General features: G+C 53.9%; 31 protein-coding genes. 22 read left to right on the forward strand and 9 right to left on the reverse strand.

The genetic code is table 11. From position 1 onward, the window contains the following. Entirely contained in the window at positions 1 to 2076 is a 2076-nt protein-coding gene (locus WFO64_RS13260) for a YccS/YhfK family putative transporter (RefSeq protein WP_337012402.1), read from the reverse strand. Positions 2077 to 2133: 57 nt separating this feature from the next. After that, on the reverse strand, positions 2134 to 2766 hold the full coding sequence (gene crp, locus WFO64_RS13265) for a cAMP-activated global transcriptional regulator CRP (protein ID WP_003852956.1): 633 nt from the start codon (positions 2764 to 2766) through the stop codon (positions 2134 to 2136). A 303-nt stretch (positions 2767 to 3069) separates the two neighbouring features. Here crp and WFO64_RS13270 point away from each other — a divergent pair, with 303 nt between their 5' ends. Then, entirely contained in the window at positions 3070 to 3474 is a 405-nt protein-coding gene (locus WFO64_RS13270; RefSeq protein WP_337012404.1) for an OsmC family protein, read from the forward strand. 330 nt (positions 3475 to 3804) lie between these two features. On the opposite strand, the gene WFO64_RS13275 is transcribed toward WFO64_RS13270, so the two are convergent. The 3 genes from WFO64_RS13275 to WFO64_RS13285 all read right to left on the reverse strand — a co-directional run bounded on the left by WFO64_RS13275 (position 3805) and on the right by WFO64_RS13285 (position 5975). Then, positions 3805 to 4674, reverse strand: a complete 870-nt coding sequence (locus tag WFO64_RS13275) for a phosphoribulokinase (protein WP_337012407.1) — start codon at positions 4672 to 4674, stop codon at positions 3805 to 3807. A gap of 61 nt (positions 4675 to 4735) precedes the next feature. Then, the gene (locus WFO64_RS13280) at positions 4736 to 4954 is read right to left on the reverse strand and encodes a YheU family protein (RefSeq protein ID WP_337012409.1); all 219 of its coding nucleotides are present in this window, start codon (positions 4952 to 4954) and stop codon (positions 4736 to 4738) included. Between the two features lie 4 nt (positions 4955 to 4958). Beyond that, positions 4959 to 5975 carry a hydrolase gene (locus WFO64_RS13285; RefSeq protein ID WP_337012411.1) on the reverse strand — a complete coding sequence of 339 codons (1017 nt, stop codon included), beginning with the start codon at positions 5973 to 5975 and terminating at the stop codon, positions 4959 to 4961. Positions 5976 to 6033: 58 nt separating this feature from the next. Between WFO64_RS13285 and WFO64_RS13290 the strand changes: the two genes are divergently transcribed. Continuing rightward, positions 6034 to 6636 carry a LysE family translocator gene (locus WFO64_RS13290; protein ID WP_337012413.1) on the forward strand — a complete coding sequence of 201 codons (603 nt, stop codon included), beginning with the start codon at positions 6034 to 6036 and terminating at the stop codon, positions 6634 to 6636. A gap of 1 nt (position 6637) precedes the next feature. On the opposite strand, the gene WFO64_RS13295 is transcribed toward WFO64_RS13290, so the two are convergent. After that, entirely contained in the window at positions 6638 to 7618 is a 981-nt protein-coding gene (locus WFO64_RS13295; protein ID WP_337012415.1) for a LacI family DNA-binding transcriptional regulator, read from the reverse strand. A 236-nt stretch (positions 7619 to 7854) separates the two neighbouring features. Here WFO64_RS13295 and tauA point away from each other — a divergent pair, with 236 nt between their 5' ends. Genes tauA through tauD form a run of 4 tightly spaced genes read left to right on the forward strand, consistent with a single transcriptional unit; the run spans position 7855 to position 11269 of the window. Further along, the gene (gene tauA, locus WFO64_RS13300) at positions 7855 to 8832 is read left to right on the forward strand and encodes a taurine ABC transporter substrate-binding protein (RefSeq protein WP_337012417.1); all 978 of its coding nucleotides are present in this window, start codon (positions 7855 to 7857) and stop codon (positions 8830 to 8832) included. A 9-nt stretch (positions 8833 to 8841) separates the two neighbouring features. Continuing rightward, a complete protein-coding gene (tauB, locus tag WFO64_RS13305; protein WP_337012419.1) occupies positions 8842 to 9609 on the forward strand; it encodes a taurine ABC transporter ATP-binding subunit in 768 nt (255 codons plus the stop codon). Continuing rightward, the gene (gene tauC, locus WFO64_RS13310; RefSeq protein WP_337012421.1) at positions 9606 to 10433 is read left to right on the forward strand and encodes a taurine ABC transporter permease TauC; all 828 of its coding nucleotides are present in this window, start codon (positions 9606 to 9608) and stop codon (positions 10431 to 10433) included. Before tauB ends, tauC begins: the two co-directional genes overlap by 4 nt. Next, a complete protein-coding gene (tauD, locus tag WFO64_RS13315) occupies positions 10430 to 11269 on the forward strand; it encodes a taurine dioxygenase (RefSeq protein ID WP_337012423.1) in 840 nt (279 codons plus the stop codon). Before tauC ends, tauD begins: the two co-directional genes overlap by 4 nt. A 33-nt stretch (positions 11270 to 11302) precedes the next feature. On the opposite strand, the gene WFO64_RS13320 is transcribed toward tauD, so the two are convergent. Then, on the reverse strand, positions 11303 to 13207 hold the full coding sequence (locus tag WFO64_RS13320) for an ABC transporter ATP-binding protein (protein ID WP_337012425.1): 1905 nt from the start codon (positions 13205 to 13207) through the stop codon (positions 11303 to 11305). A 112-nt stretch (positions 13208 to 13319) separates the two neighbouring features. On the opposite strand from WFO64_RS13320, the gene kefG reads away from it, so the two are divergent. From kefG to slyD, 4 genes are all read left to right on the forward strand, one after another. Next, positions 13320 to 13871, forward strand: coding sequence for a glutathione-regulated potassium-efflux system ancillary protein KefG (kefG, locus tag WFO64_RS13325; RefSeq protein ID WP_337012427.1), 552 nt, complete (start codon positions 13320 to 13322; stop codon positions 13869 to 13871). After that, positions 13872 to 15677: a glutathione-regulated potassium-efflux system protein KefB gene (kefB, locus tag WFO64_RS13330; protein WP_337012429.1), complete on the forward strand. Its 1806-nt coding sequence runs from the start codon at positions 13872 to 13874 to the stop codon at positions 15675 to 15677. It begins immediately after the preceding gene. Positions 15678 to 15700: 23 nt separating this feature from the next. After that, the gene (locus WFO64_RS13335) at positions 15701 to 15895 is read left to right on the forward strand and encodes a YheV family putative zinc ribbon protein (RefSeq protein WP_337012431.1); all 195 of its coding nucleotides are present in this window, start codon (positions 15701 to 15703) and stop codon (positions 15893 to 15895) included. 196 nt (positions 15896 to 16091) lie between these two features. Further along, positions 16092 to 16646, forward strand: a complete 555-nt coding sequence (slyD, locus tag WFO64_RS13340) for a peptidylprolyl isomerase (RefSeq protein ID WP_337012433.1) — start codon at positions 16092 to 16094, stop codon at positions 16644 to 16646. Between the two features lie 96 nt (positions 16647 to 16742). Here slyD and WFO64_RS13345 read toward each other — a convergent pair whose 3' ends face one another. After that, positions 16743 to 16961, reverse strand: a complete 219-nt coding sequence (locus tag WFO64_RS13345; RefSeq protein WP_010253031.1) for a SlyX family protein — start codon at positions 16959 to 16961, stop codon at positions 16743 to 16745. Positions 16962 to 17230: 269 nt separating this feature from the next. On the opposite strand from WFO64_RS13345, the gene fkpA reads away from it, so the two are divergent. The 11 genes from fkpA to bfr all read left to right on the forward strand — a co-directional run bounded on the left by fkpA (position 17231) and on the right by bfr (position 25471). Next, the gene (fkpA, locus tag WFO64_RS13350) at positions 17231 to 18076 is read left to right on the forward strand and encodes an FKBP-type peptidyl-prolyl cis-trans isomerase (RefSeq protein WP_337012435.1); all 846 of its coding nucleotides are present in this window, start codon (positions 17231 to 17233) and stop codon (positions 18074 to 18076) included. A gap of 166 nt (positions 18077 to 18242) precedes the next feature. Further along, positions 18243 to 18965 carry a helix-turn-helix transcriptional regulator gene (locus WFO64_RS13355; protein ID WP_337012437.1) on the forward strand — a complete coding sequence of 241 codons (723 nt, stop codon included), beginning with the start codon at positions 18243 to 18245 and terminating at the stop codon, positions 18963 to 18965. Continuing rightward, entirely contained in the window at positions 18965 to 19351 is a 387-nt protein-coding gene (gene tusD / locus WFO64_RS13360) for a sulfurtransferase complex subunit TusD (RefSeq protein ID WP_337012439.1), read from the forward strand. The genes WFO64_RS13355 and tusD overlap by 1 nt, the downstream gene beginning before the upstream one ends. Next, on the forward strand, positions 19351 to 19710 hold the full coding sequence (tusC, locus tag WFO64_RS13365; protein ID WP_337012441.1) for a sulfurtransferase complex subunit TusC: 360 nt from the start codon (positions 19351 to 19353) through the stop codon (positions 19708 to 19710). The genes tusD and tusC overlap by 1 nt, the downstream gene beginning before the upstream one ends. A 9-nt stretch (positions 19711 to 19719) precedes the next feature. Beyond that, entirely contained in the window at positions 19720 to 20007 is a 288-nt protein-coding gene (gene tusB / locus WFO64_RS13370; RefSeq protein WP_337012443.1) for a sulfurtransferase complex subunit TusB, read from the forward strand. A 124-nt stretch (positions 20008 to 20131) separates the two neighbouring features. Further along, a complete protein-coding gene (rpsL, locus tag WFO64_RS13375) occupies positions 20132 to 20506 on the forward strand; it encodes a 30S ribosomal protein S12 (protein ID WP_003852912.1) in 375 nt (124 codons plus the stop codon). A gap of 96 nt (positions 20507 to 20602) precedes the next feature. Continuing rightward, positions 20603 to 21073, forward strand: coding sequence for a 30S ribosomal protein S7 (rpsG, locus tag WFO64_RS13380; protein WP_003852909.1), 471 nt, complete (start codon positions 20603 to 20605; stop codon positions 21071 to 21073). Between the two features lie 90 nt (positions 21074 to 21163). Beyond that, positions 21164 to 23278, forward strand: coding sequence for an elongation factor G (gene fusA, locus WFO64_RS13385; RefSeq protein ID WP_337012445.1), 2115 nt, complete (start codon positions 21164 to 21166; stop codon positions 23276 to 23278). Positions 23279 to 23346: 68 nt separating this feature from the next. Beyond that, positions 23347 to 24531, forward strand: a complete 1185-nt coding sequence (gene tuf / locus WFO64_RS13390; protein ID WP_105099977.1) for an elongation factor Tu — start codon at positions 23347 to 23349, stop codon at positions 24529 to 24531. A gap of 171 nt (positions 24532 to 24702) precedes the next feature. Beyond that, complete coding sequence (gene bfd, locus WFO64_RS13395) at positions 24703 to 24897, forward strand: bacterioferritin-associated ferredoxin (protein WP_337012448.1); 195 nt, start codon at positions 24703 to 24705, stop codon at positions 24895 to 24897. Between the two features lie 100 nt (positions 24898 to 24997). After that, positions 24998 to 25471: a bacterioferritin gene (bfr, locus tag WFO64_RS13400; protein WP_013359241.1), complete on the forward strand. Its 474-nt coding sequence runs from the start codon at positions 24998 to 25000 to the stop codon at positions 25469 to 25471. Here bfr and WFO64_RS13405 read toward each other — a convergent pair. Then, the gene (locus WFO64_RS13405) at positions 25458 to 26231 is read right to left on the reverse strand and encodes a prepilin peptidase (protein WP_337012450.1); all 774 of its coding nucleotides are present in this window, start codon (positions 26229 to 26231) and stop codon (positions 25458 to 25460) included. The two genes, bfr and WFO64_RS13405, sit on opposite strands and share 14 nt — an antisense overlap. Before the next feature lie 393 nt (positions 26232 to 26624). Here WFO64_RS13405 and rpsJ point away from each other — a divergent pair, with 393 nt between their 5' ends. Further along, positions 26625 to 26936 carry a 30S ribosomal protein S10 gene (gene rpsJ, locus WFO64_RS13410; RefSeq protein ID WP_001181005.1) on the forward strand — a complete coding sequence of 104 codons (312 nt, stop codon included), beginning with the start codon at positions 26625 to 26627 and terminating at the stop codon, positions 26934 to 26936. Positions 26937 to 26949: the final 13 nt, after the last annotated feature.

The raw sequence follows: 26949 nt of genomic DNA on the forward strand, positions 1-26949 counted from the left end.
TTAATTTTTACGTAAGCGTCTGATCAGCCAGCGGCCATGTTGGGGTCGCTGGCTCCACGCCAGCGATGAAATGGTATGCATTACGCTCAGATGATCGAGAATGCGCCGCACATGCTGTTCCACCACCGTAACCGGCCCCTCACTGATGTTCTCCAGCTCATCCAGTAGATTGACCTGGGAGCTTGCACCATCATATTCCAGCCGCTGCTGGCACCGCTGCAGTGCGATTTCACAGGATTGCAGGTAACGCTCAGCCAGCGAGGCCGTGAGCATGGTGTGCTCACGTGCCAGAATCGTCATCGCATTGATATGCTCGACGATAAACTGACTGTGGGTGACCCAGAGCCGCATATCTTTAAGATACTGGGCGTTAAACGCGGGTTCCTGCATCGCCTGATTCAGTGAGTTAAACAGCGCATTATGGGCCTGATTAACCTGCACGCGCTGATAGGCGAGTTTCCCTGGCGACTGTTCGTCGCCCAGCAACAGCCGCAGCGCATCCTGATAGGTCTCCAGCGCGTCATGGGCGTTCTGCCGCAATAATCCGCTCTGCCACTGTGGCCACAGCCACAGCATCCCGCCAAAGGCAATCAGACAGCCCATCAGCGTATCCATCAGTCGCGGCAGCAGAAACTGCGCACCATTCAGCGACAGCAATTGCAGCGAGTAAACCGCCGTAACCGTAAAGCCAATCATCGACCAGCCATAGAACTGGCGGGTGAAGCGATAGCTGATGAACGTTATCGCCAGCATGGTCAGCAGCACCAGCGATTCCGGCACCGCCAGGCGTAGCGTGGCGGCCGCGATCACCAGCCCCGCAAAGGTGCCCAGCGCCCGGTGCTGAATGCGGACACGGGTGGCGCTATAGCCGTTCTGGCTGACGAACATAATGGTCATCAGGATCCAGTAGGGTTTGGGGATGTTGAAGAACAGCGCCAGCGCGCTGCCCAGCATCAACATCACCGCAAAGCGACCCGCCGTGCGCAGTGCCGACGAGCGAAACGAGAGGTAACTGCGCAGCGCCGGTAACAGCGGCAGTCGGCGCTGACGGTCGGCCATCAGATCGCGCTGATAAAGCGGTTTCTGCGTGCGCAGCACCCGCGCGATACGGTTGAAGTGGTAGAGGCAGAAGTTACCCACCGGATTGTCGGGATGCTGATGGGTGATCTTCTCCAGCGCGCCGAGCTGTTTATCCATCGCAAAGCGATCGGGTAACTGGTGATAGAGAATGTTATCCGCCAGCACCCGCAGTCGGGCCGAGATAGTTTTGGCATTCCAGCGGATCACCGCTTCGGCATGGCTCTGCTCGACCAGCTTCTGCACCTCTTCCGGCCGATGGAGGCTGACTGAGATATGCTCCTGCAAATCCAGCGCCACCTGAAAGGCGCGCGTCAGCCGTTTATGACTGTGATCGCGGCTTGCCGACAGCATATGCATCTGCTGATAACAGGTGGTGATGAGGTCGACCACTTTCTGCTGGCGAGCCAGCAGCGGCGGTAGCGCCTTTTCCGGATCGGTCAGCTGCGTCAGCAGGGTATATTTGGCGTCACAATAGTTAGCCAGTTCACGGTAGATCAGGCTCAGGCTTTCGCGCATCGGCTGCTCTTTCCACAGCCAGAACCAGAACCAGTTAAACAGCCCATACCATAACGTGCCGCCGATATAGAGCAATGGGGGAACATAGATTGGCATGCGGCCAATCAGGCTCAGGGTAAAGATGGCGGCGATAAGGGTGCCGGGCAGCAGGCGACCATGCAGCGGGCTGATCTCCCCGGTGACGCCGAGCAACAATGGCATGGCGAACAGGATCAGCGGCAGGGGAATAGCATGCAGGGTGAGCCACTGAATCAGAAAGCTGCCGAGGGCAAACAAGCTGCCGCCAACAATCAGACGTTTAAAGAAGCGTTTATGCGGCGTATCCAGCCCGGCGATATTGCAGCAGGCGGGCACTAACGAGAACAGCAGACCTTTTTGCAGGTCGCCAGCCAGCCAGCCCAGCGCCACAGGCAGACAAAGCACCAGCGTTTGCCGCAAGGCATAGTTAACTTCAGGATGGTAAATAATTCGACGCCACATCGGCTCAACACAAACAATAACGGCGTGATGTTGCCATCACGCCGTGGGTGACAGGAATTAGCGGGTGCCGTAAACGACGATGGTTTTGCCGTGTGCGGAAATCAGGTTCTGATCTTCAAGCATCTTCAAAATACGGCCCACGGTTTCACGTGAACAACCAACAATCTGACCAATTTCCTGACGAGTGATTTTAATTTGCATGCCGTCGGGATGCGTCATGGCATCTGGCTGCTTCGCCAGGTTAAGCAGGGTCTGTGCAATGCGTCCGGTCACGTCGAGGAAAGCGAGGTTACCTACTTTTTCAGACGTCACCTGAAGGCGACGCGCCATCTGCGATGAGAGTCGCATCAGGATATCGGGGTTAACCTGGATCAGTTGACGGAATTTTTTGTAAGAAATCTCCGCCACTTCACACGCGCTTTTCGCACGTACCCAGGCGCTGCGCTCCTGGCCTTCTTCGAACAGGCCAAGCTCACCAATAAAATCGCCCTGATTCAGGTAAGAAAGAATCATCTCTTTGCCTTCTTCATCTTTAATCAGAACCGCGACGGAACCTTTCACGATGTAGTAGAGCGTTTCTGCTTTTTCACCTTGATGAATCAGCGTACTTTTGGATGGATACTTGTGAATATGGCAATGGGACAGGAACCATTCGAGTGTAGGGTCTGTTTGCGGTTTGCCGAGAACCATTCGCTATTATCCTCTGTTGTAATCGTGCCCAAAATACAGGGGGCAGTTTTCCCTGTCAGGCGGTGAAAGCTTTAAGCGTTTCCATTTCAGGAAATCATTCGGGCCGCATCAGGCGCAGTGCGCATCATTCTTCCCGGCTTCGCCATCGGGTGACGAAAAATATTTTCAGCACTGTTTGTAGCACAGCTTTTGTCGACTGTCTTCTGTTGTCTCGCTTCAGCTACAGGCGGATTTCTCTGGATTGCTGTTTACCTGGCGAAAGCGTACGCTGGCGACAAAACAGCGTATTCCGGAGCAAAAATCATGCAGGCAAGAGTGAAATGGGTAGAAGGGTTGACATTTCTCGGAGAATCCTCATCCGGCCATCAGATACTGATGGATGGAAATTCGGGTGATAAAGCGCCCAGCCCAATGGAGATGGTGCTGATGGCGGCGGGTGGATGCAGCGCGATTGACGTAGTATCAATTCTGCAAAAAGGCCGCAACGATGTGGCTGATTGTGAAGTAAAACTGACCTCAGAACGTCGTGAAGAGACGCCGCGAATCTTTACGCACATCAACCTGCATTTTATTGTGAGTGGCAAAACGCTCCAGGATAAAGCGGTCTCACGCGCAGTGGATCTTTCTGCTGAAAAGTATTGCTCTGTTGCCATCATGCTGGGTAAAGGCGTCACCCTTACCCACAGCTATGAAGTGATCGAACTGTAATAGTCGGAGGGGCTTTTTAGGGGCAATGGCAAAAACGGATTCGTGTAGTCTTAAGACCGTGCCTGCGCAGTGAACCGGGTCAGATCGAAACGTCGCTTAAGCCAATCCCTGGCCGCTCCGGTCCGCGCGATTACGCACCTCATCCCTGAGGTGCGCCCGTAGCCGGGCCAACGCTTTGCGTTGTTCAAAAACGCTCCCGGCGTTTTTGTCCCCTGGCGCAGGACGCTTTCCTGCTCAGACCCGGTTCCCCACGTGTTAAGCTTTTTCGCTGCTGTAAGACTCACCCTGCATTGGCATTGGCATTAGTCTGATGAGGTCCTTTCTGACCTTTTATTCAATGCGTTTACCTTCCATCAGCCGCTTCACCAGCGGCCCCATAATCAACTCCATCGCCAGACCCATTTTGCCGCCCGGCACCACCAGCGTATTAATGTGCGAGATAAACGAACCCTGCAACATTGCCAGCAGATAGGGGAAGTCGATATCTTCCACCGCCTGAAAGTGAATCACCACAAAGCTCTCATCCAGTGACGGAATGGCACGGGCGGCGAACGGATTCGAGGTATCCACGGTTGGGACGCGCTGAAAGTTGATATGGGTGCGTGAAAACTGTGGGGTAATGAAGTTGATATAATCTTCCATCGATCGCACCACTGAATCCATCACCGCTTCACGTGAATGACCGCGTTCACCGGTGTCCCGCACCAGCTTCTGAATCCACTCCAGGTTAACAATCGGCACCACGCCGACCAGCAGATCAACCTGTTCCGCCACGTTATGCTGCGCCGTCACTACGCCGCCATGTAGTCCTTCATAGAAGAGAATATCAGTGTCCTGCGGCAGCGGCTGCCACGGTGTAAAGGTGCCGGGCACCTGATTCCACGGTACCGCTTCATCGTAGGTGTGCAGATATTTACGCGCCTGTCCCTGTCCGCTGTGACCATACTCTCTAAAGCTCTGTTCCAGCAGGCCAAAATCATTGGCTTCGGGGCCGAAGTAACTGACATGACGTCCTAAATCGCGCGCCTTACGAATCGCCATATCCATTTCAGGGCGGGTAAAGCGGTGAAAGCTGTCACCTTCCAGCTCCGCTGCATTGAGGTCGAGTTGCTGAAAGATTTTACGAAACGCGAGGCTGGTGGTGGTGGTTCCTGCGCCGCTGGAACCGGTCACCGCGATAATAGGATGACGTGCAGACATAGAAAAGCTCCCTGTGAGGTCGGGTGACAGGCATTGTTATCATGAAATGGTGTTGGGTGCATCAGCCACGAAATTCTTTGCGCGGCATGATATTGACCGATTCGTGCAGCTCCGACCACACCAGTACCACTTCACCGCTTTCCAGCTGACGTCGCACATCGGCTACCTTATCCAGCAGGCTGCGCTCCTGCTCACCATAGTCCGTGCCTTCGCGCAGCACAAAGGTTTCAATCAGATTTTCAAGGGTCTCAGGTGAGACCTGTTGCCAGGGAATAATCACGAGATCAGTTATCCAAAAAAGGGGCGATCCACTGGGGAATGCGCTGTTCCAGCCACATTTCTGGCTGGCGTAACGTCCCGCCGACAAAACCAACATGGCCGCCATGGGGCGTCAGTTGATAGGTAATAGTGGCAGATAATTGGCTACTGTGCGGGATCACCTCATCACTCATAAAAGGATCATCTTTGGCGTGGATGATCAGCAGCGGTTTCTCTGCGTGTTTCAGCCAGGGCATGGCGCTGGCACGGTGATAGTAATCTGTCGCATCCACAAAACCGTGGGCGCGGGCGGTAATCGCATCATCAAAATCGCGCAGGCGCCGTAGCGCTTTCAGCTGCGCCAGATTAATCGGCAGCGTATCCGGCCAGGCGTGCAGTTTGCGGCGGGCATTTTTCTTTAGCTGCGCCAGCAAATAGTATTGATAGAAACGTGAGAAGCCACGTTCCAGTTTAACGCTACAGGGCTCCAGCAGCAGTGGTGCTGAGACAATGACGCCGGCATCGACTTCGGCGGTTGCGCCCTGCTGGCCCAGCAGACAGCCCAGCATATTGCCGCCCAGCGAGAAACCGACGGCGGCGGTGGGCACGCGGCCCCAGCGGGTGTGCAGCCAGTGCAGGAAAAAGCGGGCATCTTCGGTTTCGCCAGAGTGATAGATGCGGTTCAGCCGGTTAGGTTCACCGCTGCAGCCACGAAAATGCATCACCACTGCCAGCCAGCCGCGTGCGCGGCAGATCGCCATCAGACCATGAATATAAGGGCTGTGAAAACTGCCCTCCAATCCATGAAAAAGCACCACGCGGGGTTTATGCTGCGCACATTGCGGGTCTTCGCTCCAGGCAAGATCGACGAAGTCGCCATCGGGCAGGTCGAGTCGCTGCCAGTGGGGATCGACCGTGATACGGCGCCGTAACAGGCGCGGCAGCAGGGTCTGCAGGTGCGCGTTACGCAGGCTGTCAGGCGGTGTGAAATGCTCGTTTTCCGGTTCGGTAAATTTCATCTGGTAAAAGCTTGTCTGTTCCATATCACACTGTTAGCTTCGATAAGTTTTTTCTTGCAGGGGTAAGGAGTACCCGATTGCCATGGAACTGAGTCTTTTCTTATCAATGTTGGGATTTCTTTGGGTCGCGGCTATTACGCCTGGACCTAATAATATGTTACTCACCGCCTCGGGCGCTAATTTTGGCTTTCTGCGCACCATTCCGCTGATGATCGGCATCATGATCGGTATGCAGGTGATGCTGCTGATGGTCGCCTTTGGCGTAGGCGGTCTGATCTTGCTCTATCCTTCGCTGCACCTGGTGCTGAAAATTGCCGGTAGCCTCTATCTGCTCTGGCTGGCATGGAAGATAGCGACGTCCAGCTATGAAAAGCTGGAAACCGATCGGGCACCGGATACACCGATGCCGTTCTGGCAGGGCGGATTGTTGCAACTGATCAATCCCAAGGCCTGGCTGATGGCACTGGGCGCAGTCGCCAGCTTCAGCCTGGCCGGTGACGCTTATCGTCATTCCGTGATAGCGATAAGCATCGGCATGTTTCTGGTTAATCTGGTATCGGGCGTGATATGGATGGGATTTGGCGCGATGATCGGCCGCATTCTGCGCAGCCGACGCGCCTGGAAAATGTTTAACCTTGCCATGGGTCTGCTGACCGCCGCCTGCGTATTGTTAATCTGGCACTGAGTTAGCTGGATGCGCGTTCAACGCGTTTCCAGGGCAGCACCTCACGGATCACCGGTGCGTTCGGCTGACGTATTTTCTGCAGCAGTAGCTGAACGCTGCGCGCGCCCAACTCGTTCATTGGCTGCTCAATGGTGGTCAGCGGCGGATTCAGGCTGCGGGTAAACGACACGCCATCAAAGCCGACCACCGCCAGATCTTCCGGCACGCGCATACCCGCTTCCAGTGCCGCGTGGACTACGCCCACCGCCAACACATCTGAAACCGCAAATACCGCGTCCGGCGGTTCGGGTAGCGCCATGAATTCCCTTAGCGCCTGGCTGCCCGCCTCACAGGAAATTTCGTGGGTATAGGCGATACCGGACCATGCATACCCCAGCTCATCAATCGCCTGCCGGTAGCCCTTTTCACGATGATGCGAGTAAAGGTAACGCATATCGCCATTGACCAGCCCGATGCGTTTACGCCCTTTACCGGCGAGATAGTGGACGGTGTCTCGGGCTGCCTCCAGGTGATCAATGCTGACCGAGGAGGCGGGGATATCCGGATCAAACTCACAGCACTGCACCCAGGGCGCACCGGCGATCAGCGCCTGCAAATCCGGTAAGCCTGAGGCAGCATCCATGGTAATGACACCATCTACCACTTTCCCGGTCAGCAGGGAGAGATAAGCGGCTTCCCGCTGAAGTTGCGAGGCAGAGTGACAGAGCAGGATGTGATAGCCGTGCATTTCTGCTTCGGCCTCAATGCCCTTAACCACGCGTGAACAGAAAGGGTTGGTGATATCCGAGATCAGCACTAGCAGCATGTGGCTTTGCGCCGTACGTAGCTGACGTGCCAGTAAATTTGGCTGATAGGCGCAGGCAGAGATTGCCGCCAGGACTTTCTCGCGCGTATCGGGCTTTACGCCAGTGTGTGCGTTGAGAACCCGCGATACCGTGGCTTTGGAGACGCCAGCTAGCTGAGCGACTTTCTCGATCGACATCGGATACAGAGACCTTAACAGGCGATAATTGGGAACGCATATGAATAGCACAGGGATAATGTGAGCGCCTGACATTTTTGCTTACTTTAGCGATTTTCAGCATTTGCGCTTTTTTGCTTAGCTTTTCAGATAGTGATCTAAGAACTTATTTCTATTAGGAATAATTTTTAATTCCTTTATGAAAAAATAGCGCCCAGAGACACTGACTCCACTATATAAACGGTGGGGTAAGGATCATGGCAGCAACACGTTTAACTTTTTTAGCCGCAGCGCTGACACTGCTGGCGTTTCGGGCTGATGCGGTCAATGTCACCGTGGCTTACCAGACCTCTGCCGAACCGGCGAAAGTGGCGCAGGCTGACAACAGCTTTGCGAAAGAGAGCGGGGCGAGTGTTGACTGGCGTAAGTTTGACAGCGGCGCAGGCGTACTACGCGCACTGGCTTCCGGCGACGTGCAGATTGGCAATATCGGTTCCAGCCCATTGGCGGTTGCGGCGGCGCAGAAGCTGCCGATCGAAGCTTTCTTACTCGCCTCTCAACTGGGTAATTCTGAAGCGCTGGTGGTGAAAAAGAACATCACCGCACCCCACGATTTGATCGGTAAGCGCATCGCGGTGCCGTTCATTTCCACCACCCACTACAGCCTGCTGGCTGCCCTGAAACACTGGGGCATCAAGCCGTCGCAGTTACAACTGGTGAACCTGCAGCCACCCGCGATTATCGCGGCCTGGCAGCGTGGCGACATTGATGGCGCTTACGTCTGGGCGCCCGCAGTCAACGAGCTGGAAAAAGAGGGTAAGGTGTTAACCGACTCTGCGGAAGTCGGAAGCTGGGGATCACCGACGCTGGATGTCTGGGTGGTCCGTAAAGATTTTGCCGGGCAGCATCCGGAGATCGTGACCGCTTTTGCCCGCAGCGCGCTTGACGCGCAGCAAGCCTATCTTAACAGCCCCGATAGCTGGCTGAAGCAACCCGATAACCTCAGCAAACTCTCTCGCCTTAGCGGAGTGCCGGAAGCGCAGGTGCCGGATCTGGTGAAGGGCAATACCTATCTCACGGCGCAGCAGCAGGTTGAACAACTGGGCAAACCGGTCAACAAGGCGATCGTCGATACCGCGCAGTTTCTGAAAGCGCAAGGCAGAGTGCCGCAGGCGGATAACGACTACAGCAGCTACGTGACCTCCCGTTTCGTCGAGCCATTAGTTAAACCTTAAGGAGGCACTATGCTGCGCATCGCTCACCTTAATGCACGTTATGCCGGGCAGCCGGTATTGCAGGATATCAATCTGCAACTGGATAGCCATGAACTGCTGGTGGTGCTCGGCCCCTCCGGCTGTGGCAAAACCACGCTGCTCAATCTGGTTGCCGGCTTTCTGCCGGTAGAGTCAGGCAGCATCATGCTGGATAATCAGCCGGTAAACGGGCCAGGTGCGGAGCGCGGCGTGGTGTTTCAGCATGAAGGTTTATTACCGTGGCGCAACGTCCTGGAGAATGTTGCTTTTGGCCTGCAGCTGGCGGGGATGCCGCGCCAGGCGCGCGACACCATTGCGCGGAAACTCATCAGGCAGGTGGGGCTGGAAGGGGCAGAACAGCGCGCCATCTGGCAGTTGTCTGGCGGTCAGCGTCAACGCGTTGGCATTGCGCGTGCGCTGGCCACCGATCCGCAACTGCTGCTGCTGGATGAGCCTTTTGGCGCCCTGGATGCCTTTACCCGCGAGCAGATGCAAACCCTGCTGCTGACGCTGTGGCGCGACAGCGGTAAACAGATTCTGCTAATTACTCATGACATAGAAGAAGCCATTTTCCTCGCCAGCGAATTGATTTTGCTGTCGCCAGGACCGGGACGCATCGTTGAGCGGCTGCGGCCCGGGTTTGGTCAGCGCTTTGCCGCGGGGGAGTCGTGCCGCAGCATTAAATCCGATCCGCAGTTTATTGCCCAGCGCGAGTATGTGCTGAGCCGGGTGTTTGATCAGCGGGAGGCGTTTGCATGAGTGCGTTAATCCACGACAAGTCACTACCAGTGCGCCGTCGGCTGCGCTGGCCGTTTTCAACGGCCTTTACTCTGAGCGTGCTGAGCCTCTCTCTGTTGTTACTGCTCTGGTGGGGCGTGACCGCGCTGGGCCTGATTGCACCGCTGTTCCTGCCACCGCCACAGCAGGTGTTTAGCAAGCTGCTGCTGATTGCCAGCGCCCAGGGGTTTATGGATGCCACGCTGTGGCAGCATCTTGCCGCCAGCCTGACGCGAATGCTGATTGCGCTGACCGCAGCGGCTGTCATCGGCATTCCGGTGGGGATTCTGATGGGCCTCAGCCCGGTCGCACGCGGGCTGCTCGATCCCCTGATTGAACTCTATCGCCCAATTCCGCCGCTCGCTTATCTGCCCTTGATGGTGATCTGGTTCGGCATTGGTGAGACCTCTAAAATCCTGCTGATCTATTTGGCGATTTTCGCGCCGGTGACACTCTCCACCCTTGCCGGGGTACGCAACACGCAGCAGGTACGCCTTCGTGCTGCGCGCTCGCTGGGGGCTAACCGCTGGCAGCTGCTGCGCTGGGTGATTCTGCCGGGCGCGCTACCGGAGATCCTCACCGGTCTGCGCATTGGTCTGGGGGTTGGCTGGTCAACGCTGGTGGCGGCTGAACTGATCGCTGCTACGCGTGGCCTCGGTTTTATGGTGCAGTCAGCGGGAGAATTCCTCGCCACAGATGTTGTGCTGGCGGGTATCGCAGTGATCGCCTTTATCGCTTTTAGCTTAGAACTCGGGCTCCGCGCGTTGCAACGCCGTCTGACGCCCTGGAGTGGAGAACAATCATGAACGAACGTCTCAATTTTACCCCGCTTGGTCCGTACATTGGCGCGCAGGTCTCTGACCTGGATGTATCCCGCCCATTGAGTGATGCGCAGTTTGAGCAGCTTTATCATGGCCTGCTGCGTCATCAGGTGCTTTTCCTGCGCGACCAGAAAATTACTCCAGAACAGCATCGGGCGCTAGCAATCCGCTTTGGCGACCTGCATATCCATCCGGTCTATCCGCATGCAGAAGGCGTCGAGGAGATTATCGTGCTGGATACCCACGAGGATAATCCGCCGGATAATGACAACTGGCACACCGATGTCACCTTTATCGACACACCGCCGGCGATCGCCTTGCTGGCGTCAAAAGTGCTGCCGGAGGCGGGTGGTGACACGCTCTGGACCAGTGGCATTGCGGCTTACGATGCGCTCTCTGAGCCCTTTAAGCAGCTGCTGGCCGATCTCCGCGCCGAGCATGATTTCAAAAAGTCTTTCCAGGAGTATAAGTACAGAAAAACCGAAGAGGAGCATCAGCGCTGGCAGCAGGCGGTAGAAAAACATCCGCCAGTGCAGCATCCGGTCATCCGCACGCATCCGGTTAGCGGTAAAAAAGCACTGTTTGTGAATGAAGGTTTTACTACGCGGATTGTGGAGTTAAGTGAGAAGGAGAGTGATGCGCTGCTGGGCTTTCTGTTTGCGCACGCCACTAAACCGGAGTTTCAGGTACGCTGGCGCTGGCAACCAGACGATCTGGCTATCTGGGATAATCGGGTCACGCAGCATTATGCCAATGCCGACTACTATCCTGCACGACGGATCATGCAGCGGGCAACGGTGCTGGGCGACAAACCGCGTTAAAAGAGCATCTCCCCGCGAGCGGGGAGATGTTATTTATGAGGCCATCATCTGTTCGAGCTGCTCCTGCGCTTCCAGCCACGCCATCTCAACCTCTTCCAGCGCAGATTTACTCTCGGCCTGACGCTGCAGTGCGCTGGTCAGGTCCGCTTTACGGCTCTGATCATAAATAGCACTGTCTGAGAGCTGCGCTTCGGCATCGGCCAGCTGGCTCTGCCATTTGCTCATCTGCTTTTCCAGTTTCTCTATCTCTTTACGCAGCGGCTGCGTCTGGGTGCGCAGCTCGGCATCGCGGCGCTTCTGATCTTTACGCGCCTGGGCGCTGTTGCCGTTATCCTGCTTCGGCGCGGCATCCTGTTGCGCCTGCTGCTTCTGCAGATCGCTCAGCCACTGCTGATAATCTTCGAGGTCACCCTCAAATACATCTACTTTGCCATCATGCACCAGATAGAGATCGTCGGTGGTCGCGCGCAGCAGATGACGATCGTGCGATACCACCACCAGCGCACCTTCAAAGTCGATCAACGCTTCGGTCAGCGCCTGGCGCATATCGAGATCAAGGTGGTTGGTCGGTTCATCCAGCAGCAGCAGGTTAGGGCGCTGCCAGACAATCAGCGCGAGCACCAGTCGCGCTTTCTCACCGCCGGAGAAGCGCTCGGTGATTTCAGTGACTTTATCGCCGCGGAAATCGAAGCCGCCCAGATAGTCGCGCAGCTGTTGTTCCAGCACGTTAGGCGCAATGCGTGCCAGATGCTGCAGCGGTGACTCATCGGCACGCAGGTACTCCAGCTGATGCTGGGCGAAGTAACCGAGCTTGATCCCTTTGGCCAGCCCCATCCTGCCGTCCATCGCCTCCAGCTCACCCGCCAGCAGCTTAATCAGGGTCGATTTACCGGCGCCGTTACGTCCCAGCAGGCCGATGCGCGAGCCCGGCACCAGGTTGAGCTTAATAGCGTTGAGAATGATGCGCTCGCCATAACCCGCGGTGACCTTCTCCATCTTCAGCAGCGGATTGGGCAGGTTTTCTGGCTTGCGGAAGCTGAAGCTGAACGGATTGTCGACATGGGCAGGCGCAATCATCTCCATGCGCTCCAGCATCTTGATGCGGCTCTGCGCCTGCTTCGCCTTGGTAGCCTGGGCGCGGAAGCGATCAATGTAGCTGTGTAAGTGCGCTACTTTCTCCTGCTGGCTCTCATACAGCGACTGCTGCTGAGCCAGTTTGGCGACGCGCTGCCGCTCAAAGGAGCTGTAGTTGCCGGTATACTCGAACATCGACTCCTGTTCGATATGAATAATTTTGTCGATGACGGGATCGAGGAAGTCACGATCGTGCGAGATCAGGATTAGCGTGCCTTCATAACTCTTCAGCCAGCGCTCCAGCCAGATCACCGCATCAAGATCGAGGTGGTTAGTCGGTTCATCCAGCAGCAGCAGATCGGAACGGCAAATTAGCGCCTGTGCCAGGTTGAGGCGCATCCGCCAGCCACCGGAGAAGTCGCTGACCGGGCGTTGCAGCTGTTCCTGACTGAATCCCAGACCGTGCAGCAGGCTTGAGGCGCGCGCATGGATGCTCCACGCCTGCACCGCGTCCAGCTGACCGTGCAGCAGCGCAATGGCATTGCCATCGTCGCGCAGATTGGCATCCGCCAGTTCCGCCTCAAGCTGGCGATAGTGGCGATCGCCATCGATGACATACTCCAGCGCGGCTTTGTCCAGCGCAGGGGTTTCCTGATTCACCCAGGCCAGCGCCCAGTGAGCAGGAAAAGTGACGGTACCGGCATCGCTGGTGATTTCACCTTTTAACAGCGACAGCAGCGTGGATTTACCACAGCCGTTTTTACCCACCAGCCCGACCTTCTGGCCAGGATTGATGGTGGCGGTGGCGTTGTCGAGCAGGACGCGGATGCCGCGGCGAATTTGTAAGGCTGAGAAGACAATCATGTAAGCGCCGTATCGTCAGAATATGTTAATTTACTGGCAACATAATGAGATTTTGCTGCGTCGTGCATGGTAGCGGAAAACCGCACCAATGACGACGCTTTGGAGGGAAAGGATGTCGCAGCCACCCAGGGTTTTGCTGCTTTATGCTCATCCGGAATCACAGGATTCGATCGCTAATCGGATTTTGCTACAGCCAGCTCAGGCGCTGGAACACGTTACTGTGCACGATCTGTACGCGACCTATCCGGATTTTTTTATCGATGTGCATCATGAACAACAACTGCTGCGTGAACATGACGTCATCGTTTTCCAGCATCCGCTCTATACCTATAGTTGTCCGGCGCTGCTGAAAGAGTGGCTGGACAGGGTACTGTCGCGTGGTTTCGCCAACGGTGTGGATGGCAATGCACTGGAAGGCAAGTACTGGCGCAGTGTGGTGACCACCGGTGAGCCAGAGAGTGCCTTTAAACAGCACGGTCTGAACCGCTATTCACTGAATGACATTATGCGTCCTTTCGAACTGACCGCGCGGATGTGCCGTATGCACTGGATGCCGGCGATGATCGTCTACTGGGCGCGTCGTCAGGATCTGGAATTAATGAAAAATTATGCCCGCGCTTATGGCGACTGGCTGGCAGCACCGCTGCCGAATGGAGGGGTGTAAATGGAAGGACAAACGCTGCTGACCGCGGGGGTGATTTATCTGGTTGCGGCGGTACTGATTGTACCGGTGGCGGCACGCCTCGGTATTGGTGCAGTTCTGGGCTACCTGGTGGCGGGTATCGCTATTGGGCCGTGGGGGTTAGGCTTTATCAGCGACGTTGACGAGATTCTCCATTTCTCTGAGCTCGGTGTGGTTTTCCTGATGTTTATTATCGGGCTGGAACTGAATCCGGCAAAGTTGTGGGCGCTGCGCCGCTCCATATTTGGCGTCGGCGCAGCGCAGGTGATCTTCTCCTCGGCCATTCTGGGCGGCTTATTGTGGCTGACTAACTTTAGCTGGCAGGCTGCGGTCATCGGTGGGATTGGTCTGGCGATGTCCTCGACCGCTATGGCGCTGCAGCTGATGCTGGATAAGGGTATGAACCGCAGCGAAGCGGGCCAGTTGGGCTTCTCGGTGCTGCTGTTTCAGGATATCGCGGTGATCCCCGCCCTGGCGCTGATCCCGCTGCTGGCGGGAACCGACAACGGCCATATTGACTGGATGAAAGTCGGTATGAAAGTGCTGGCATTTGCCGGCATGCTGATAGGCGGACGCTATCTGCTGCGACCTATCTTCCGTTATATCGCTGCGTCGGGCGTGCGCGAAGTTTTTACCGCCGCCTCGCTGCTGCTGGTGCTGGGCTCTGCTCTGTTTATGGATGCGCTGGGGCTGTCAATGGCGCTCGGCACCTTTATCGCCGGGATCCTGCTGGCGGAGAGCGAATACCGGCATGAACTGGAAGTTGCTATTGACCCCTTTAAAGGGTTACTGCTGGGCCTGTTCTTTATTTCAGTTGGCATGGCGCTTAACCTCGGCGTGCTCTATACCCATATTGTGACCATCCTGTTGGGCGTCGTGACGCTGGTGGCGGTGAAAACGCTGGTGCTTTATCTGCTGGCGCGCATTTATGGCTTACGCAGTTCCGAGCGGCAGCAGTTTGCTGGCGTGCTGAGTCAGGGTGGCGAGTTCGCCTTTGTCCTCTTTTCAGCGGCCTCTTCAGCGAAGCTCTTCTCAGGCGATCAACTACCGATGCTGCTGGTAACAGTGACCCTGTCGATGATGACCACACCCCTGCTGATGAAGGGGATTGATCGTCTGCTGGCGCGTCGTTTTAACGAAACGGACGATGAGGCAGAGAAACACTTTGTTGAAGATGACCAGCCGCAGGTGATTGTGGTGGGTTTTGGCCGCTTCGGGCAGGTGGTTGGTCGTCTGTTGATGGCGAATAGTAAACGCATCACCGTGCTGGAGCGCGATATCAGCGTGGTGAGTCTGATGCGTAAATATGGTTATAAGGTCTATTACGGCGACGCCACCGAACTGGAGTTGTTGCGTGCGGCCGGTGCGGCCAGCGCCCAGTCGATTGTTATCACGTGTAATGAGCCGGAAGATGCGATGATTATCGTGCATCTGTGCCAGCAACATTTTCCGCAGTTGCAGATCCTGGCGCGTGCCCGTGGCCGTGTTGAAGCGCATGAGTTATTACAGGCAGGCGTCACGCAGTTCTCGCGTGAGACTTTCTCCAGTGCGCTTGAGTTAGGGCGTAAAGCATTGATGACGCTGGGAATGCATCCGCATCAGGCGCACCGCGCCCAGCAGTATTTCCGGCGGCTCGATATGCGCATGCTGCGCGAATTGATGCCAAGCCTTTCTGACAGTGCGCAGGTTTCGCGGGTGCGTGAAGCGCGGCGTGAACTGGAAGATATCTTCCAGCGCGAAATGCAGCGCGAAAAGCGGCAGATCGATGGTTGGGACGATGATCAATAACCTTTTTAAACAGGCAGAATCTAATGCGTAAACGTTTTATTGCCGGTGCGACATGTCCGAACTGTCAGGAGAAGGACACGCTGGCGATGTGGCGTGAAAATAATGTCGATGTGGTGGAATGTGTGAAGTGTGGTCACCAGATGCGTGAGGTGGATAAGCAGGCGCGCGATCAGGTTCGCACGAATGAGCAGGTTATCGGCATTTTCCATCCTGAATAGCGCAATGACGCAGCTTTTTTTACGCTTAAACTTACAGCGGGATTGAATTCCGTTACAATTGACGCCAGTAAGTCTGGGGTCGCAAGAGAAAGTGAAATCCCTCTTGTACCCAGCCCGAACCTTTCTGGTTGGTGTTATTGCACGCAAGAATAGACCAATGAGACAGGATCTCAGCTCTCAACGGTTAGGAGATATCATGAAAGTAGCAAAAGACCTGGTGGTAAGCCTGGCCTATCAGGTACGTACAGAAGACGGCGTGTTAGTTGACGAGTCACCGGTGAGCGCACCGTTAGACTATCTGCACGGTCATGGTTCCCTGATTTCTGGTCTGGAAAATGCGCTGGAAAATCACATTGCCGGTGACAAGTTTGATGTGCATATCCCAGCAAATGATGCATACGGCCAGTATGACGACAACCTGGTGCAGCGTGTCCCTAAAGACGTCTTCATGGGCGTTGATGAACTGCAGGTTGGCATGCGCTTCCTGGCAGAGACCGATCAGGGCCCGGTGCCGGTAGAAATTACCGAAGTGGAAGATGATCATGTCGTGGTTGATGGTAACCACATGCTGGCGGGTCAGAACCTGAACTTCAACGTTGAAGTGGTTGCTATCCGCGAAGCAACGCCGGAAGAACTGGCTCATGGCCATGTTCACGGTGCAGATGGCCATCATCATGACCATGACCATGCTCACGACCATGATCACGGTAAAGGCGGTTGTGGTACTGGCGGTTGCGGTTGCAGCCACTAAGTCTCAACAGACCTTTCAAGGCCACCTCCGGGTGGCCTTTCTTTTGGCGATCATTCTGGTCATGCCTGGGTGAGCAGTGGACCAGAAATCCCGCTATCAGTAGTGTGGTGGTGGTGTCTCTTCAGACTGTGAGGCGACTATTGATGGCGCATTCGCTTTGAGCTTGTCGGTTAGAATGCGCATCTGTTCACGCATCTTGTTCATCTCCAGCTCGTGCTGAACGACCGCGCTGTTCAGCTGATCGATAGTCATTTCCTGAAAGGCCAGTTTACTCTCTAACGTCTCCAGACGCTGTTCCCACTCAGATTGTTGCATGACCTGTTCCTCTGTTAAGGTGCGACTCGGGGCGTGATTCTACGACCTGAATGCCAGGAATCACCTGTTTTTTTCACGATCGAAGGCGTTGCGCTTGAAAAAAGGCAGCGCGGCATCAACTCTGATGAAACTTCCCGATGTTATAAAGGTCGGAGGTAGACCGGGTAATTACATTGTGGGAGTGTTCGACACTGCCACGTAAAGTTATAGTGTGGGCCCTGAAGTCCGCAATGTTTCCCGAGGTTAGACGCTTCGGTTTTGGAGAATGGATGAAATCACTGTTTAAAGTCACATTGTTAGCTACCACCATGGCTGTTGCGCTAAATGCTCCGCTGGCAATGGCGGCAGATACTGCTGCGGCACCACAGGCTGCACCAGCCGCTGCGCCACAGTCCGCACCTCAGGCTCCAAAAAATGCTGCCTTCAAAGATGAAGACCAGCAGTCTGCTTACGCGCTGGGTGCTTCACTGGGTCGCTACATGGACAACTCTCTGAAGGAGCAGGAAAAACTGGGCATCAAACTGGATAAGCAGCAGCTGATTGCTGGTGTTCAGGATGCATTTGGCGGTAAGAGCAAACTCTCGGATCAAGAGATTGAGCAGACGCTACAATCCTTTGAAGGGCGCGTGAAAGGCGCAGCCTCAGCGAAAATGGAAAAAGATGCGAAAGAGAACGCCGAGAAGGGCGAAACTTACGCAACCAAATTTGCGAAAGAGAGCGGTGTGAAGAAAACCGAAAGCGGTCTGCTATATAAAGTTGAGAAAGAGGGTACCGGCGACGCACCTAAAGACAGCGATACTGTAGTGGTAAACTACAAAGGTACGTTGATTGACGGTACTGAATTCGACAACTCTTATACCCGTGGCGAGCCACTCTCATTCCGTCTGGATGGTGTCATCCCGGGCTGGACTGAAGGTCTGAAGCATGTGAAGAAAGGCGGCAAGATCAAGCTGGTAATCCCACCGCAGCTGGCTTACGGCAAAAATGGGGTCCCGGGCATTCCGGCTAACTCCACACTGGTGTTTGATGTTGAGCTGCTTGATATCAAACCCGCGCCAAAGGCAGATGATAAAGCACAGGCTCCTGCGCCTGCTGCTGCAGAAAAAGCGCAATAATCTGCTGACCGCCGCCTTCTGGCGGCGGTTACATTTCGGCTTCACGACAAACCTCTGGCTTAAGGCGACGACATTTGCCAGACTAATGCCTGCCTAATTATCCCAATATTGAGTCTGCCCATAAGCCGCTGCGACAGGCTCCAGCCATACAGGGTGATACTCTTCAATGTCTAATCCATTCAATCCGGGTGAACTAAGTGACTTCGATCTTCTGGAGCAGCGCCCGTTCGAACAAATTGATTACGATATTCTGAAATCGTACGAGGCTGTCGTAGATGGCCTGGCGATGTTGATCGGTTCGCATTGTGAAATTGTCCTGCATTCACTTGAAGATCTTAAATGTTCAGCAGTGCGTATCGCCAATGGTGAACACACTGGCCGTAAAGTCGGTTCCCCTATTACCGATTTAGCCCTGCGTATGCTGCATGATATGCATGGAGCGGACAGTAATGTTTCCCGAGCCTATTTCACGCGTGCCAAAAGCGGCGTGCTGATGAAATCGGTCACCATTGCGATTCGTAACCGTCAGCAACGAGTCATTGGCTTGCTCTGCATCAACATGAACCTTGATGTGCCGTTCTCACAGATTATGTCGACCTTTATGCCACCCGAGATGCCGCAGGTTGACTCCAACGTTAACTTCGCCAGCTCGGTAGACGATCTGGTGATGCAGACGCTGGAGTTCACCATTGAAGAGGTGAGTGCTGACCGTAATGTATCGAACAATGCCAAGAACCGTCAGATTGTGCTGAACCTGTACGAGAAGGGGATTTTCGACATTAAGGATGCCATCAACCAGGTAGCCGATCGGCTGAACATCTCGAAACACACCGTCTATCTCTATATCCGCCAGTTTAAAAATGGCGACTTTCAGGGACATGACCGGTAATGCGTTACACCCTGCTCGTGACCGGCCCGGCGTACGGTACGCAACAGGCAACCAGCGCATATCTGTTTGCCCGCGCACTGCTGACGTCGGGCCATCAGCTTGACAGCGTATTCTTCTATCGAGAAGGGGTGCTGAATGCTAACCAGCTGACTACGCCGGCCAGTGATGAATTTGATCTGGTGCGTGCGTGGCAGACATTACATCAGGAGCAGGGCGTGGCTCTGAACATCTGTGTGGCGGCCGCGCTACGGCGTGGTGTTAGCGACTCGCATGAAGCGGCACGACTTCAGCTGGCGGGTAGTAACCTGCAGCCCGGCTTTACTCTGAGTGGGTTAGGCGCACTGGCGGAAGCCGCGCTGAGCTGTGAACGCATGGTGCAGTTCTGATGAATCGGGTAGCGTTTGTCTTTACCCGGGCGCCGCACGGCAGCAGCGCAGGGCGTGAGGGGCTGGATGCCGCGCTGGCCACGGGCGCACTCAGTGAAGATATCGGCTTATTTTTTATTGGTGATGGCGTGCTGCAGCTTAATCTGCACCAGCAACCTGAGACGATTAAGAGCCGTCACTATGCCGCGACCTTTGGCGTGCTGGCCCTGTATGAGATTGAACACTGCTATCTCTGCCGGACATCGCTGATAGCGCGTGGATTAGAGGTTGACGCTGACCGGTTGCTGGATGTTACGCTACTGGATGCGGCGGAACTGCGGCAGACTCTGGCCCGCTACGATCGCATTCTTACTTTTTAAGAGACGTTAATGCTGCATACCTTACTGCACTCACCGGCACACTGTGATCTTGAGACCCTGCTTTTAATGGCAGGTGCGGGCGATGACGTGCTGCTTCTGCAGGATGGCGTGCTAGCTGCCTTGGCGGGCAGTGGCGCATTGATGCGGTTCTCAGAGTGTGACGCGACGCTGTGGGTACTGGACGAAGATGTTCAGGCTCGCGGTCTCGCTGGGCAAATTTCGACCAGCGTGCAGTCAGTAGACTATACTGGGTTTGTCACGCTAACGATCAGGCATCAGCAACAAATGATCTGGTAATCAGCGAAAACCTGGTTATTTCTTGACACCCCTTTGACGCAGCCCTAAAATTCTGCCTCCTCGTAATTCTACGAGGCGATTTATTACGTGTTTACGAAGCAAAAGCAAATCCAGGAGCTATTTAATGGCAACAGTTAACCAGCTGGTTCGCAAACCACGCGTCCGCAAAGTTGCAAAGAGCAACGTGCCGGCGCTGGAAGCTTGCCCGCAAAAACGTGGCGTTTGTACGCGTGTGTACACCACCACTCCTAAAAAACCAAACTCCGCACTGCGTAAAGTCTGCCGTGTGCGTTTGACCAACGGTTTTGAAGTTACCTCCTACATTGGTGGTGAAGGTCATAACCTGCAGGAACACTCCGTGATCCTGATCCGTGGCGGTCGTGTAAAAGACCTGCCAGGTGTGCGTTACCACACCGTTCGTGGCGCGCTTGACTGCTCAGGTGTTAAAGACCGTAAGCAGGCTCGCTCCAAGTACGGCGTGAAGAAGCCAAAGGCTTAATGGTTCTCCGTTAAGTAAGGCCAAACGTTTTAAATTAAATGTCAAAATAAACTCATAGAGTTTTGGACAATCCTGAATTAACAACGGAGTATTTCCATGCCACGTCGTCGCGTCATTGGTCAGCGTAAAATTCTGCCAGATCCTAAGTTCGGATCAGAGCTGCTGGCCAAATTTGTAAATATCCTGATGGTAGATGGTAAAAAATCTACTGCAGAATCAATCGTTTATACCGCGCTTGAGACCCTGGCTCAGCGTTCAGGTAAAAACGCTCTGGAATCTTTTGAAGTAGCCCTGGAAAACGTGCGTCCGACTGTCGAAGTTAAGTCACGTCGCGTTGGTGGTTCTACTTATCAGGTACCAGTAGAAGTCCGTCCGGTTCGTCGTAATGCTCTGGCAATGCGCTGGATCGTAGATGCTGCTCGTAAACGCGGTGATAAATCAATGGCTCTTCGCCTGGCGAACGAACTTTCTGATGCTGCAGAGAACAAAGGTACAGCAGTTAAGAAACGTGAAGACGTTCACCGCATGGCAGAAGCCAACAAGGCGTTCGCACACTACCGTTGGTAATCACCACGTAGTTGTTAAACCAGCGGGCGCTCAATCAGCCAACCCGCTGGGGTCGACTTACCTTGAACGTCCGAGAATCAGAGGAATCAAATGGCTCGTAAAACACCCATTGCCCGCTACCGTAATATCGGTATCAGTGCGCACATCGACGCCGGTAAGACTACCACTACCGAACGCGTTCTGTTCTACACCGGTGTAAACCACAAAATCGGTGAAGTACATGACGGTGCAGCAACCATGGACTGGATGGAGCAGGAACAGGAACGTGGTATTACCATCACTTCCGCTGCGACCACCTGTTACTGGTCTGGTATGGCCAAGCAGTTTGAACCACACCACATCAACATCATCGACACCCCAGGACACGTTGACTTCACCATCGAAGTTGAACGTTCTATGCGTGTGCTTGATGGCGCGGTAATGGTTTACTGTGCAGTTGGTGGCGTTCAGCCACAGTCTGAGACCGTATGGCGTCAGGCTAACAAATATAAAGTTCCACGCATTGCGTTCGTTAACAAAATGGACCGCATGGGTGCTAACTTCCTGAAAGTTGTTAAACAGATGGAAGTTCGTCTGGGCGCAACTCCAGTTCCTCTGCAGCTGGCTATCGGCGCAGAAGAGAAATTCACCGGTGTTGTTGACCTGGTGAAAATGAAAGCAATCAACTGGAACGACGCAGACCAGGGTGTAACCTTCGTCTACGAAGATATTCCAGCTGATATGCAGGAACTGGCTGAAGAATGGCATGCGAAGCTGGTTGAAGCCGCTGCTGAAGGCTCTGATGAGCTGATGGAGAAATTCTTCGGTGGTGAAGAACTGACTGAAGAAGAGATCAAAACATCTCTGCGTAAGCGTGTTCTGAACAACGAAATTATCCTGGTAACCTGTGGTTCTGCATTTAAGAACAAAGGTGTTCAGGCGATGCTGGATGCAGTTGTTGAATATCTGCCAGCACCGACTGACGTTACCGCGATCAACGGTATGCTGGACGACGGTAAAGACACGCCGGCTGTTCGTCACTCTGATGACAACGAGCCGTTTGCTGCACTGGCGTTCAAAATCGCTACCGACCCGTTCGTGGGTAACTTAACCTTCTTCCGCGTTTACTCTGGTGTTGTTAACACGGGTGACACCGTGTTCAACCCGGTTAAGTCAAACCGTGAGCGTCTGGGCCGTATCGTTCAGATGCACGCTAACAAGCGTGAAGAGATTAAAGAAGTTCGTGCGGGTGATATCGCAGCTGCGATTGGCCTGAAAGATGTGACCACTGGTGACACCCTGTGTGACCCAGATAACGTCATCATCCTTGAGCGCATGGAGTTCCCGGAGCCGGTAATCTCTATCGCCGTTGAGCCAAAAACCAAAGCTGACCAGGAAAAAATGGGTCTGGCTCTGGGCCGTCTGGCAAAAGAAGACCCATCATTCCGCGTATGGACTGATGAAGAATCTAACCAGACCATCATCGCCGGTATGGGTGAATTGCACCTCGACATCATCGTTGACCGTATGAAGCGTGAGTTCAACGTTGAAGCAAACGTGGGTAAACCACAGGTTGCTTACCGTGAAGCGATTCGCAACAAAGTTACCGATGTTGAAGGTAAACACGCCAAGCAGTCTGGTGGTCGTGGTCAGTATGGCCATGTTGTTATCGACATGTACCCACTGGAGCCAGGTTCGAACCCGAAAGGCTACGAATTTGTCAACGACATCAAAGGTGGTGTGATTCCTGGTGAATACATCCCTGCGGTTGACAAAGGTATCCAGGAGCAGCTGAAATCAGGCCCTCTGGCTGGTTACCCGGTTGTGGACCTGGGCGTGCGTCTGCACTTCGGTTCTTACCACGATGTCGACTCCTCAGAACTGGCGTTTAAACTGGCCGCGTCTCTTGCCTTCAAACAGGGCTTTAAACAAGCGACACCTGTTCTGCTTGAGCCTATCATGAAGGTTGAAGTTGAAACGCCAGAAGAGAACACGGGTGATGTCATCGGTGACCTTAGCCGTCGTCGTGGTATGCTCAAAGGGCAGGAATCTAACGCTACTGGCGTTCAGATTCACGCTGAAGTTCCGTTGTCTGAGATGTTCGGATACGCAACTCAGCTGCGTTCTCTGACCAAAGGTCGTGCTTCTTACTCCATGGAGTTCCTGAAGTATGACGATGCGCCAAACAACGTAGCGCAGGCCGTTATTGAAGCTCGTAGCAAATAAGCTACGGTTTAAATTTGAACTGATGCCTTCACCCAGATGGTGAAGGCACAACGTAAGGAATTATCGCCATGGCGAAAGAGCAATTTCAGCGTAACAAACTGCACGTAAACGTGGGCACCATCGGTCACGTCGACCACGGTAAAACCACCCTGACTGCAGCTATCACTACCGTACTGTCTAAAACTTACGGCGGCCAGGCTCGTGCATTCGATCAGATCGATAACGCACCAGAAGAGAAAGCTCGTGGTATCACCATCAACACTTCACATGTTGAGTATGAAACCCCGACTCGTCACTACGCGCACGTTGACTGCCCAGGCCACGCCGATTATGTGAAAAACATGATCACCGGTGCTGCGCAGATGGACGGCGCGATCCTGGTTGTTGCAGCGACTGATGGCCCGATGCCACAGACCCGTGAGCACATCCTGCTGGGTCGTCAGGTTGGCGTTCCTTACATCATCGTGTTCCTGAACAAGTGTGACATGGTTGATGATGAAGAGCTGCTGGAACTGGTAGAAATGGAAGTGCGTGACCTGCTGTCAGCATATGACTTCCCAGGCGACGATACCCCAATCGTTCGTGGTTCTGCCCTGAAAGCGCTGGAAGGCGAAGCTGAGTGGGAAGCGAAAATCATCGAGCTGGCTGAGCATCTGGACAACTACATCCCAGAACCACAGCGTGCGATCGACATGCCGTTCCTGCTGCCAATCGAAGACGTATTCTCAATCTCTGGCCGTGGTACTGTTGTTACCGGTCGTGTTGAGCGCGGCATCGTTAAAGTCGGCGACGAAGTTGAAATCGTGGGTATCAAAGATACTGCGAAATCAACCTGTACCGGTGTTGAGATGTTCCGTAAGCTGCTGGACCAGGGTCAGGCAGGCGAAAACTGTGGTGTTCTGCTGCGCGGTATCAAGCGTGAAGACATCCAGCGTGGCCAGGTTCTGGCTAAGCCAGGCTCAATCAAGCCACACACCCAGTTTGAGTCAGAAGTTTACGTTCTGTCTAAAGACGAAGGTGGTCGCCATACTCCGTTCTTCAAAGGCTATCGTCCACAGTTCTATTTCCGTACAACTGACGTAACCGGCTCAGTCGAGCTGCCAGAAGGCGTTGAAATGGTCATGCCAGGCGACAACATCAAAATGGTTGTTACCCTGATCCACCCAATCGCAATGGACGAAGGTCTGCGTTTCGCAATCCGCGAAGGTGGCCGTACCGTTGGCGCGGGTGTTGTTGCTAAAGTTATCGCATAATTGTGATATCTGCTGTGGTCGTGCAAATGGCCACTGCAACACAGTAAAAAGAGCACTCCGGTGCTCTTTTTTTTGGTCTGAAGATGGGCATAACCCTGCAAAACGTGGGTTTGAAATAAAAATGATTCTTATTTACTCTGTGTACAGAAAATGTACCCGAGTGATTAATCAATGTACGTCTGCCTGTGTAATGCCATCAGTGATAAAACCCTTCGTGAAGTTGTGCGTCGCTATCAGCCCAAATCTATTCAGCAACTGCGCCAGCTTGTGCCGGTCGGCAAGCAATGCGGCAAATGCGTTCGCGCTGCGCGTGAAATTATGGATGAAGAGATGCAGCATGCACCACTCTACAAAGAGATAGCCTGACCGACGATCGGTGCGTGAATACCCACAATTTCTGTCGCGTTTTTTTGACTTCTTTTTAACCGCATCTACGCTCTAATAAACCAGACGTGGAGGGTTAACAATGAAGGGCGATATCAAAGTTATCAGTCATCTCAACAAACTGCTTGGAAATGAACTGGTTGCTATCAATCAGTACTTTTTGCATGCACGCATGTTCAAAAACTGGGGTCTGACGCGCCTCAATGACGTTGAATACCATGAATCAATCGATGAGATGAAACATGCCGACAAATATATTGAGCGCATTCTTTTTCTTGAAGGCATTCCAAATCTTCAGGATCTGGGACGTTTGCGGATCGGTGAAGACGTTGAGGAGATGCTGAGTTCAGACCTGAATCTGGAGCTGGAAGGTGCTAAGGATCTTCGTGAAGCCATCTCCTATGCTGACAAAGTTCATGATTATGTCAGTCGTGACATGATGATTGAAATCCTGGCTGATGAAGAGCATCACATTGACTGGATTGAGACAGAACTTGAGTTAATCCAGAAAATGGGCATCCAGAACTATCTGCAGGCTCAGATTAAAGAAGAGTGAATCGGGTCTGGAGCACGACCATTACCCAGCCCGCAATAGCCAGGAAAGGGCCAAACGGCAGCGGGCTGTCCCCCTGAATGAAACCCCGCAGCTGCAATATCACGATCGCCGCTAGCGCCAGTAAGGTGGCACCCAGCGCAATCCACGGTAATGCCTGCCAGCCGCAGCAGGCACCTAACGCTGCGAAGAGCTTAATATCACCATAACCTAATCCTTCATACCCCCGAACGTGTAGATAGCTCCAGGCAAGCAGCCATAACGCACAGTAGCCCGCCATGGCGCCCCATATCGCCGCTGTTGCGGTTCCGGTCATTGTGGCATGGAGCAATCCGAGCCAGAGCAGAAGATAGTTGAGTGGGTCTGGTATGCAGAAGTGGCGACCATCGATGACAGCTATAAGTAACAGCAGGCTCGAGGCAATGATAATGAAAATAGAGTCTGCTGGTTGGTCAAAACTTTGCAGTACCAGCAAGCATAGTATTGCGAACAGCCATTCAATGATAAAGCTTCCTGCGCCGAAAGGATGTTGACAGAAGCGACACTGTCCTTTTAAGTGTGGCCAGCTTATTAGTGGCAGAGCATCGCGCCACAACAGGCGCTGCTGGCAATGATCACATCGTGAACCGGGAAAGCAAAATGCAGTAAACCATTGAGCAGGTGAGAGGGCGGGCGCAAAGCGTTCGCAGGCCAGAGAAAGAAAACTTCCCAGGGCACCTCCGCCAGCAAGTGCAGTCATCTGAATGATAAGGATTAGGGACATGATCAAGCTCCGGCCAAAAGGTTACGAGCACTCTTATCGGCTTTCAGCTTTGTGTCATCTATGAGTGAAGAAAGGCGGAAATGGCTTCACAACCGAATACACGATTTATCAGCTACATGGCAATGTTATGCGACAGGTGCCTCAACAACCGTCCACTATTTGATGGGTAAAAACTAAACGCGGGTTGCTTCCTGAACAGATTTACGTATAATGCGCGGGCCTGCAGATATTGCAGGCGCGATTCGAGCAGAATCGCAGACGGCTGAAATTTAGGCCGCCTGACAATACTCCCAATTGTGGAGTTATATGCTGAACGATTACACTCTCCCATCAATCGTAATGGGCTCGAGTAGTAATTTTTTTCGTCTATAAAAAGTTTGGAGCTCTGGTCTCATGCAGAACCAAAGAATCCGTATCCGTCTTAAAGCGTTTGATCATCGTCTGATCGATCAATCAACCGCGGAAATCGTTGAGACCGCCAAGCGCACTGGTGCGCAGGTTCGTGGTCCAATCCCGCTGCCAACCCGCAAAGAGCGTTTTACCGTTCTGATCTCTCCGCACGTTAACAAAGATGCGCGTGATCAGTACGAAATCCGCACTCACAAGCGTCTGGTAGACATCGTTGAGCCAACTGAAAAAACCGTTGATGCTCTGATGCGTCTGGATCTGGCTGCCGGTGTTGACGTGCAGATCAGCCTGGGTTAATCAGGTCATCGAG

Origin of the sequence: Pantoea sp. AS142 (assembly GCF_037152305.1) — a bacterium.
Taxonomy (GTDB): Bacteria; Pseudomonadota; Gammaproteobacteria; order Enterobacterales; family Enterobacteriaceae; genus Pantoea.

What these genes read in the sequence shown, in the direction of transcription:
- tauA (WP_337012417.1), top strand. Translation starts at nt 7,855, where the DNA reads ATGGCAGCAACACGTTTAACTTTTTTAGCCGCAGCGCTGACACTGCTG.
- tusB (WP_337012443.1), top strand. Translation starts at nt 19,720, where the DNA reads ATGCTGCATACCTTACTGCACTCACCGGCACACTGTGATCTTGAGACC.
- tuf (WP_105099977.1), top strand. Translation starts at nt 23,347, where the DNA reads ATGGCGAAAGAGCAATTTCAGCGTAACAAACTGCACGTAAACGTGGGC.
- WFO64_RS13285 (WP_337012411.1), bottom strand. Translation starts at nt 5,975, where the DNA reads ATGGAACAGACAAGCTTTTACCAGATGAAATTTACCGAACCGGAAAAC.
- tauD (WP_337012423.1), top strand. Translation starts at nt 10,430, where the DNA reads ATGAACGAACGTCTCAATTTTACCCCGCTTGGTCCGTACATTGGCGCG.
- WFO64_RS13270 (WP_337012404.1), top strand. Translation starts at nt 3,070, where the DNA reads ATGCAGGCAAGAGTGAAATGGGTAGAAGGGTTGACATTTCTCGGAGAA.
- WFO64_RS13275 (WP_337012407.1), bottom strand. Translation starts at nt 4,674, where the DNA reads ATGTCTGCACGTCATCCTATTATCGCGGTGACCGGTTCCAGCGGCGCA.
- WFO64_RS13355 (WP_337012437.1), top strand. Translation starts at nt 18,243, where the DNA reads ATGTCTAATCCATTCAATCCGGGTGAACTAAGTGACTTCGATCTTCTG.
- kefB (WP_337012429.1), top strand. Translation starts at nt 13,872, where the DNA reads ATGGAAGGACAAACGCTGCTGACCGCGGGGGTGATTTATCTGGTTGCG.
- rpsG (WP_003852909.1), top strand. Translation starts at nt 20,603, where the DNA reads ATGCCACGTCGTCGCGTCATTGGTCAGCGTAAAATTCTGCCAGATCCT.
- WFO64_RS13260 (WP_337012402.1), bottom strand. Translation starts at nt 2,076, where the DNA reads ATGTGGCGTCGAATTATTTACCATCCTGAAGTTAACTATGCCTTGCGG.
- crp (WP_003852956.1), bottom strand. Translation starts at nt 2,766, where the DNA reads ATGGTTCTCGGCAAACCGCAAACAGACCCTACACTCGAATGGTTCCTG.
- rpsJ (WP_001181005.1), top strand. Translation starts at nt 26,625, where the DNA reads ATGCAGAACCAAAGAATCCGTATCCGTCTTAAAGCGTTTGATCATCGT.
- rpsL (WP_003852912.1), top strand. Translation starts at nt 20,132, where the DNA reads ATGGCAACAGTTAACCAGCTGGTTCGCAAACCACGCGTCCGCAAAGTT.
- tauC (WP_337012421.1), top strand. Translation starts at nt 9,606, where the DNA reads ATGAGTGCGTTAATCCACGACAAGTCACTACCAGTGCGCCGTCGGCTG.
- fkpA (WP_337012435.1), top strand. Translation starts at nt 17,231, where the DNA reads ATGAAATCACTGTTTAAAGTCACATTGTTAGCTACCACCATGGCTGTT.
- bfd (WP_337012448.1), top strand. Translation starts at nt 24,703, where the DNA reads ATGTACGTCTGCCTGTGTAATGCCATCAGTGATAAAACCCTTCGTGAA.
- WFO64_RS13405 (WP_337012450.1), bottom strand. Translation starts at nt 26,231, where the DNA reads ATGTCCCTAATCCTTATCATTCAGATGACTGCACTTGCTGGCGGAGGT.
- tusD (WP_337012439.1), top strand. Translation starts at nt 18,965, where the DNA reads ATGCGTTACACCCTGCTCGTGACCGGCCCGGCGTACGGTACGCAACAG.
- WFO64_RS13335 (WP_337012431.1), top strand. Translation starts at nt 15,701, where the DNA reads ATGCGTAAACGTTTTATTGCCGGTGCGACATGTCCGAACTGTCAGGAG.
- tauB (WP_337012419.1), top strand. Translation starts at nt 8,842, where the DNA reads ATGCTGCGCATCGCTCACCTTAATGCACGTTATGCCGGGCAGCCGGTA.
- WFO64_RS13295 (WP_337012415.1), bottom strand. Translation starts at nt 7,618, where the DNA reads ATGTCGATCGAGAAAGTCGCTCAGCTAGCTGGCGTCTCCAAAGCCACG.
- bfr (WP_013359241.1), top strand. Translation starts at nt 24,998, where the DNA reads ATGAAGGGCGATATCAAAGTTATCAGTCATCTCAACAAACTGCTTGGA.
- WFO64_RS13345 (WP_010253031.1), bottom strand. Translation starts at nt 16,961, where the DNA reads ATGCAACAATCTGAGTGGGAACAGCGTCTGGAGACGTTAGAGAGTAAA.
- fusA (WP_337012445.1), top strand. Translation starts at nt 21,164, where the DNA reads ATGGCTCGTAAAACACCCATTGCCCGCTACCGTAATATCGGTATCAGT.
- WFO64_RS13290 (WP_337012413.1), top strand. Translation starts at nt 6,034, where the DNA reads ATGGAACTGAGTCTTTTCTTATCAATGTTGGGATTTCTTTGGGTCGCG.
- slyD (WP_337012433.1), top strand. Translation starts at nt 16,092, where the DNA reads ATGAAAGTAGCAAAAGACCTGGTGGTAAGCCTGGCCTATCAGGTACGT.
- kefG (WP_337012427.1), top strand. Translation starts at nt 13,320, where the DNA reads ATGTCGCAGCCACCCAGGGTTTTGCTGCTTTATGCTCATCCGGAATCA.
- WFO64_RS13320 (WP_337012425.1), bottom strand. Translation starts at nt 13,207, where the DNA reads ATGATTGTCTTCTCAGCCTTACAAATTCGCCGCGGCATCCGCGTCCTG.
- tusC (WP_337012441.1), top strand. Translation starts at nt 19,351, where the DNA reads ATGAATCGGGTAGCGTTTGTCTTTACCCGGGCGCCGCACGGCAGCAGC.